The sequence below is a fragment of the Nocardia sp. NPDC004722 genome (assembly GCF_053601505.1).
Genome location: NZ_JBSGBY010000677.1, coordinates 1 through 4327, shown reverse-complemented (window position 1 = coordinate 4327; position 4327 = coordinate 1). Strand labels below are relative to the sequence as shown.

Below are 4327 nucleotides of genomic sequence, written 5' to 3'. Positions count from 1 at the left end.
GTCGGCAAGACCGCCATCGTGGAGGGCCTGGCCCAGCGCATCGTGAACGGCGACGTTCCCGAGACCCTCGCCGACCGCCGCGTCATCGCACTGGACGTGAGCGCCATGGTCGCGGGCAGCAAATATCGCGGCGAATTCGAGGAGCGGCTGACCAAGGTGCTCGACGAAGTGCGGGAGCACTCCGACGAATTGGTGGTCTTCATCGACGAACTGCACACCATCGTGGGCGCGGGCGGCGGTGGTGACGGATCCATGGACGCGGGGAACATGCTCAAGCCCGCGCTGGCCCGCGGCGAACTGCACGCCATCGGCGCGACCACCATCGACGAATACCGCCGCTACATCGAGAAGGACGCCGCGCTCGAACGCCGCTTCCAGCCGGTCATGGTGTCCGAGCCGTCGGTGGCCGACACCATCGAGATCCTGCGCGGCCTCGCCGACGTCTACGAGGAGCATCACCAGGTGCGCTACCTGGACGAGGCGCTCATCGCGGCCGCCGAACTCTCCGACCGCTATCTCACCGACCGGTTCATGCCGGACAAGGCCATCGATCTGGTGGATCAGGCGGGCGCGCGGGTGCGGCTGCGCGAGCGCACCCCCGACCCGAAGGTCCGCGAGCTGGAAGACAAGCTCGCGCACCTGAATCGGGAGAAGGACGCCGCCGTCGCGGCCGAGGATTACGAGAAGGCCAACAAGATCAAGGCCGAGATCGCGAAGACCGAGCGCAAGACCGCCGACGAGGTGGACCGCACCTCGATCCCGACGGTGGAGATGACCGATATCGCCGAGGTGGTGTCGCGGCGCACCGGCATCCCGGTCGCCGACCTCACCACCGAGGAGCGCGCGAAACTGCTGAAGCTGGAACAGGATCTGCACAAGCGAGTGATCGGCCAGGAGGAGGCCATCGTCGCGGTGGCCGAGGCGGTGCGCCGCGCCCGCGCCGGACTGGGCGACCCGAACCGGCCCATCGGATCATTCCTGTTCCTCGGACCCACCGGCGTCGGCAAGACCGAACTCGCGAAAGCGTTGGCGCAGGCCGTGTTCGGTGACGAGGACCGGCTCATCCGCTTCGACATGAGCGAGTTCCAGGAGAAGCACACGGTGTCGCGGCTGGTCGGCGCGCCGCCCGGATACGTCGGCTACGACGATGCCGCCCAGCTCACCGACAAGGTGCGCCGCCAGCCGTACTCGGTGATCCTGTTCGACGAGGTCGAGAAGGCGCACCCGGACGTGTTCAACGTGCTGCTGCAACTGCTCGACGATGGCCGCGTCACCGATTCCAAGGGCCGCACCGTCGATTTCAAGAACACCATCGTGATCCTCACCAGCAATATCGGCTCCGACCTCATCCTCAGCGCCAAAGACGGTGAGCTGGCATCGATCACGCCGCAGCTGGAGGAGCGCCTGCGCAAGCAGTTCCGCCCCGAGTTCCTCAACCGCCTCGACGAGCAGATCATCTTCCACCGCCTCGACAAGACCCAGTTGCGCACCATCGTCGACCTGGTCCTCGACGGCACCCGCCGCCGCCTGCACGCCCAGGACATCGCCCTCGACGTCTCCGACAAGGCCATGGACTGGCTGGCGGACAACGGATATCAGCCCGAGTTCGGCGCCCGCCCGCTGCGCCGAACCGTCCAGAAACAACTCGACAACGCTCTGTCCCGCAAGCTCCTCGACGGCTCCCTCGCCCCCGGCGACACCGTCCGCATCGACGCCGACGACAACGGCCTCCAGATCGAGGCCATCCACCACACCGGCGGCAAGAAGACCGACGCCACCATCACCGAGGAATCCGTCCTCAGCGTCGGCAAGGACAAGCCGGGTAAGCCGAATACCAAGAGCGCCAACGGCAACGGCAAGACGAAGACGTCCACCGGAAAACGCTGACGTTGCCTACTGCTGGGCCGTCACCGTCATGCGGGCATAGGCGATGGTGCGGTGGTAGAAGGCGGAGGCGGCCAGCGCGGGCGGGGTGGTGGCGGGTAGGCCCAGCGTCGGAGTGTCCAAGGCCAGCACCGTGATCCAGTAGTGGTGCACGCCGTCGCCGGTGGGCGGGCAGGGGCCGAGGTAGCCCGCCATACCGAGGTCGTTGGTGCCTGCGATGGCGTTCGGAGCCGCGGTGAGGTCGGTGGCGGTGGCGGGGATGTCCCAGGTCAGCCAGTGCCACAGGCCGCTGCCGGTGGGGGCGTCCACGTCGAACATGGTGACCGCGAAACTCTTAGCCTCGGCGGGCGCGCCGGACCATTGCAGCTTCGGGACCTGGTTGCCGCCGGTGCAGCCGTTGGAGTTGGCCCACAGGGCCTGCGGTATGGCCTGCCCGTCCTTCAGGTCCGGGCTGGCGACCTCGAACTTCTTGGCGGCAGTCGGGATGCCCGAGCGAACCGTGAGGGCGGTAGCTGTCGTGGTGGGGTGGTCGGAACTGCAAGCCGTGGTCCCGGCGGCGATCAGGATGCCGATAACAGCGACCATGCGACGTGCGATGCGATTCATGACGTTCTCTCGGAGTAGATCCGATGTCTGACCCGGGTATTCTCGCACCGCATTCAGAATGTGGAACGCGATTCTCAATACATGGAACCCGGTCGGTTATTCGACGGGTGCCGCCATGGTGTGTGGATTCGAATCTGAGTTAACTTATCGGTATGGAGAGAGATCGCGACGCCGCCCCGCTGCCCCTGGGTGACCTGCTCGCCGAGGGGCCTTTCCCGCCGCATCACCCCGGCTGCTTCGGTTGCGGTCCCTCGAATCCGGCCTCACCGCGGATCGCCTTCGAGCGTCGAGGCGATACCGTGCGTGGCACTTTCACCATGGACGAGCGGCATCAGGGCGCGCCCGGGGTCGCGCACGGCGGCATCATCGCGGCGGCGCTGGACGAAGCCTCGGGCTCGATCCTGATGCCGCTGCGCCTATCGGCCGTCACCGTCAAACTCGACGTCACGTTCTCCGCCCCGGCCCGCCTGAACCGGGAATTCGTGGTCACTTCGGTGCTGCGCGCCCGGGAGGGGCGCAAATTCTTCATCGACACCACGCTGACCGATGGCGACACCGTGGTCGCCACCGGTCAGGCGATCTTCGTGGAAGTGCCCCCCGAGCATTTTCATCGTCTGGGCGCGACGCCGGGCGAGTTGTCCAGCGTCGGAGCCTGATTCAGCGCAGCTTACGAATGTCGCCGCGCACCCGGTAGAACCCGCCGCGCGCCGACTCGCTCACCGCGTCGACCACGTACCGCACCCCGGCCTCGCGAATCTCGCGGGGGAACTGCACATTCCAGCCGCGCTGGTATCCGTCCGACACCACGTGCACGCGCAGGTGCGTCCCCTCCTGGACGCATTCGACCACGATGCCGTCCCCGGCCTCGGCAGCCACCTCGACACTGGCGCTGGGCGCCACGGCCGACATCTCGGGTGCCTTGATGGACAGGGTCTCCGGCAGCACGCCCTGTTCGGCATTGTCGACGGCGGGCTGGCTGACATCCAGGCAGGCCAGCGTGCCGTTGGTGGTGACCAGGTAGAGCTTCTCGTCGTGGTACTGCATGCTGTACGCCGACCCGCAGCCGGTGGCCAGCTTCCACAACCGCTTGCCCTCGGCGTCGAAGCAGTACACCGACGAGTAGTTGTCGCCCGCGAACACGTAGCGCCCGTCCGGTGAAGTGGCACAGGAGAATACGGCCGCGTCGCAGTGGTAGACCCGCTCGGCCTGCCCGTCCTTGGCCACCATGCGCACCTGCCGGTGCGCGGTGCCCGCGTAGACCGCGTCGGTCTCCTGCCAGCCGAACAGCACCGAGCCGCCGGTGCCGACATGCCATTTCTGGTCGCCGGTGGCCAGTCCGTAGGCGGTGACGCCGTTCGAATGCCCGTGGTACACACCGTCTTTGTCGATGCGCACCATCCACCCGGAGTTGCCGCTGGAGCGCCGCGTCCACAGCGACTCCTCCTCGTGGTCGATGACGGTCAGCCCGCCCTGCGCGTCCGCGACGCCGAGGATGCCGTCGTGGATGTCGAGCCAGTAGATGTCGACGTCGGCGGCGATGTCGTAGGCCGCCCGCGGCACCTTCCCGGACAGGTCGTACACGCGCCCGTCGTCGCAGCCCGCGTAGATCCAGAAATCGTCGGCCACAATGCATTTCACGCCATCGGGCAGCTTGAACCGGCTGGTCACCTCGCCGGTCGGGGTCAGTGTGAAGACGTCGCCGCGCTGATTGCCGACCAGGCAGCGCTCGGCGTCGGCGAAGATCCCGAACGCGGGTGCGCCCGAATCGACGCAGATCCAGCCGTCCACCGGTGAGTTCGGGACGGCGCGGCGGGTGCTGCCCGGGGTGCGGATCGCG

General features: G+C 67.3%; 4 protein-coding genes. 2 read left to right on the top strand and 2 right to left on the bottom strand.

Annotated elements, in window-relative coordinates:
- A partial coding sequence (locus ACWELQ_RS39555) for an ATP-dependent Clp protease ATP-binding subunit (protein WP_452402129.1) occupies positions 1-1887 on the top strand: 1887 nt, incomplete at its 5' end.
- 6 nt (positions 1888-1893) lie between these two features.
- Here ACWELQ_RS39555 and ACWELQ_RS39550 read toward each other — a convergent pair.
- Positions 1894-2490, bottom strand: coding sequence for a YbhB/YbcL family Raf kinase inhibitor-like protein (locus ACWELQ_RS39550; protein WP_452402128.1), 597 nt, complete (start codon positions 2488-2490; stop codon positions 1894-1896).
- A 152-nt stretch (positions 2491-2642) separates the two neighbouring features.
- On the opposite strand from ACWELQ_RS39550, the gene ACWELQ_RS39545 reads away from it, so the two are divergent.
- Positions 2643-3146, top strand: a complete 504-nt coding sequence (locus tag ACWELQ_RS39545; protein WP_452402127.1) for a PaaI family thioesterase — start codon at positions 2643-2645, stop codon at positions 3144-3146.
- 1 nt (position 3147) lies between these two features.
- Here ACWELQ_RS39545 and ACWELQ_RS39540 read toward each other — a convergent pair.
- Positions 3148-4327: outer membrane protein assembly factor BamB family protein (locus tag ACWELQ_RS39540; protein WP_452402126.1), on the bottom strand; the 1180-nt coding region annotated here is incomplete at its 5' end.

Bases quoted from the DNA above. Each gene is read 5' to 3' on its own strand.
- ACWELQ_RS39550 (WP_452402128.1), bottom strand. From the start codon at position 2,490: ATGAATCGCATCGCACGTCGCATGGTCGCTGTTATCGGCATCCTGATC.
- ACWELQ_RS39545 (WP_452402127.1), top strand. From the start codon at position 2,643: ATGGAGAGAGATCGCGACGCCGCCCCGCTGCCCCTGGGTGACCTGCTC.